The sequence below is a fragment of the Pseudoalteromonas sp. genome, from assembly GCF_041629635.1.
Classification (GTDB): Bacteria; Pseudomonadota; Gammaproteobacteria; order Enterobacterales; family Alteromonadaceae; genus Pseudoalteromonas.
This window is the reverse complement of sequence record NZ_JBFKMX010000255.1, coordinates 1-2,529: the sequence shown is the minus strand read 5'-3', so window position 1 is coordinate 2,529 and position 2,529 is coordinate 1. Positions and strand designations below refer to the sequence as shown.

Here is a 2,529-nt window from a genome sequence, read left to right as displayed (position 1 = left end):
GCTGCGCATTTGGGTGAAGCTTTGATGCAAGCTCAGCTACCGCTTGTGGTGTTCGAGGACCCATACCCAATAAATAAGAACCATCAAAAATAAGCACTTGGTTATTTTTCACCGCGTTTGAAAATTTAAAATGAGGAATGCTGGCTAGATCAGCTACTTTATCTTGACCATGCCTGCCCATGGCAATAATAAAATCTGGGTTCATCGCCATTGCAGCTTCAGTAGAAAGCGGCTTCCAGCCGGTAAAGTGTGCTGCAGCAATATTATTGCCGCCCGCTGCTGTGAGAACTTCATCAGCAGATGTGCCTGCGCCTGACACAATGGGTTGCCCACTTCGTAAGTTTAAAACAAATAACACGTTAGGTTTGCTCGTTACTTGAGATAGCAAATGCGAAAGTGCGTTTCTATCTTTTGCAATATGATCAATCAGTTGTTGCCCTTTTTCTTCTACATTGAGTAACTGGGCTATTTTTGCGACTTTGTTTTCTACGCCTTTGAGATTGTCGTCTTCAGTAAAAATATGCGTCTTTAAGCCGGTACTTTGCAGTTGTTTTAGTACCTTTTCGGGGCCAGTATCGGCTTCGCCGAGCAACAACTCTGGGCTTAGCGATAAAATGCCTTCAACATTAATTCGTCGAACATAACCCACTTGCGGTTTTGAAGTGGCATCAGCTGGGAAAACGCTGGTGCTATCAACCCCTACGATGCGCTGCTGTTCATTAAATGCATATATGATTTCGGTGATAGATCCCCCCGAGACCACGATCCGCTCAATGTCTTGAGCGGCCTTACTTAAGAGCGGTGCGAACAATAACAACCAAACATTTAATCTAAAAAATCGTTGTATAGATACTTTCATTGTAATTCCAAAAACAGTAACATTTAATGCAAATGATAACAGTTAGTATTTAGATTAATCAAATGAAGTTTCTTGCTTTTTTGTTATTTTCAGCACTTTTACACCTTGCTGCATGGCTTGCAAAGCCAACAGAATCAATGGTTTCAGTTTCTGGGGTTAAAGCGCAAGTGTTAGATCGCAAAGTAAAAGTGATGCAGTTATCACTGACACCACCTGTGGCTGAGCCGCTGGTCAAAACAGTAAAGCTAAATCAATATAAAACTGACTTTAATGGTAAAGCGCTGCGAATTACGAAAGCAGCAAAAGCCACCAGTAAACCAGATAAAATAAGCCCCAATACAACTAATGCTATTGTTAAAGCCCCCGAAACACCGCCAAAAGAACAGGTGAAACCAAACGTTAATAAGCCTCCAGTAGTTGCGCCTAAAAAACCCAGTCCAGCAAAACAATTACAGGCAGAGCAGCTAGCAAGTGCCAAGCACAAATCACAACAAGATAATCAAGTGGATGAGTTAGTTGAGCTTGATAAACCCACGCTCTTTAAAAGCCCAAGGCCTGAACTGATTTACCCGTTAAAAGCCAAACGACGCGGGCATCAAGGTGTGAGTTTGCTGGCAATTGAGCTCGATAAAAAAGGCAATATCGTCAAATTATCTGTAGTGAAAAGTAGTGGCTATAAAAGTTTAGATCAAGCGGCGATTAACAATGTTAAACAGTGGCAATTTCACCCTTTTAAACAAGGCCAGCAAGCGGTAAGGGCAAGATTTACCGTGCCCATCGAATTCAAACTTTCGTAATTTACAGAGGAAAAAATGCATACCTATTTGCAACAACTTGGTCCAATGCTTTGGCCATTTATCGTGATCTCAATTTTCGCCACAGCAGTCATTTTAGAACGCACGGTAGTGTTAACCTGTGCCTGGTTAGATGTACATAAAATCCTAACTAAAAAAGTCGATTATCAGTTTTCATTACTGGAACTTGCACAAATATCTTTGCAGCAAAAAGTAATGGCATGGCGCAAACGCTTAGCCTTTTTGAGTTTAGTTGGCACGCTTAGCCCGTTGATGGGACTCTTTGGTACAGTTTGGGGTTTAGTTGTGATGTTTCAAAGCATCGCACAAAGTGAGCAAGCGGTAACGCCCGCATTACTCGCCGATGGCTTATGGGAAGCGATGTACTCGACCATGGCAGGATTAGCCATTGCGATGCCATGTTTATTACTCTACGGACTCGCCCAAGCAGTGGTTGAAAGAATGCAAGGTGAACTAACGATTTTCATTAACCAAACTTGGCATGAAAAGGACGCTGCCAATGCTTGAATTACCAAAAGTAAAAGCACAAAGCATGATGGCTGATCTCACCGCGCTATTGGATGTGCTGTTTATCGTGCTGGTGTTTTTACTGTTAAGCGTCGCGGTAAAAGTAAATGTAATGGAAGTTACTTTACCTATGGTTGGCGAAAGCGCTAATACAGTTATTGAGCAAAAACCAAAAGTAATAAGCCTTATCTATGAACAAAATAAAGTGAAATTTGCTTTGGATGATCAACCATTTAGTACGTTAGATCATGTTATCGGTGCACTTGAACATAACGCAACTGCCACGCCTGTTTTTATAGCAGTGGATAAGCGAGTACCGAGTGAGTATTTAGTGCAAACCCTGGCAGC

4 protein-coding genes are annotated in these 2,529 nt (G+C 41.9%); 3 read left to right on the top strand and 1 reads right to left on the bottom strand.

Features of this window, described 5'->3' with window-relative positions; genetic code table 11:
• The coding region (locus ABYD77_RS18800) for a hemin ABC transporter substrate-binding protein (protein ID WP_372771624.1) at positions 1-859 on the bottom strand (859 nt) is incomplete at its 3' end.
• Positions 860-921: 62 nt separating this feature from the next.
• On the opposite strand from ABYD77_RS18800, the gene ABYD77_RS18795 reads away from it, so the two are divergent.
• The 3 genes from ABYD77_RS18795 to ABYD77_RS18785 form a co-directional block, all read left to right on the top strand.
• Positions 922-1,656: an energy transducer TonB gene (locus ABYD77_RS18795; protein ID WP_372771623.1), complete on the top strand. Its 735-nt coding sequence runs from the start codon at positions 922-924 to the stop codon at positions 1,654-1,656.
• Between the two features lie 15 nt (positions 1,657-1,671).
• Positions 1,672-2,181 (top strand): MotA/TolQ/ExbB proton channel family protein, encoded by a 510-nt coding sequence (locus ABYD77_RS18790; protein WP_372771622.1) that lies wholly within the window; start codon positions 1,672-1,674, stop codon positions 2,179-2,181.
• Positions 2,174-2,529: biopolymer transporter ExbD (locus ABYD77_RS18785; RefSeq protein ID WP_372771621.1), on the top strand; the 356-nt coding region annotated here is incomplete at its 3' end. The genes ABYD77_RS18790 and ABYD77_RS18785, both read left to right, overlap by 8 nt.

Coding starts and splice junctions, on each gene's coding strand:
- ABYD77_RS18795 (WP_372771623.1), top strand. CDS start 922: ATGAAGTTTCTTGCTTTTTTGTTATTTTCAGCACTTTTACACCTTGCT.
- ABYD77_RS18790 (WP_372771622.1), top strand. CDS start 1,672: ATGCATACCTATTTGCAACAACTTGGTCCAATGCTTTGGCCATTTATC.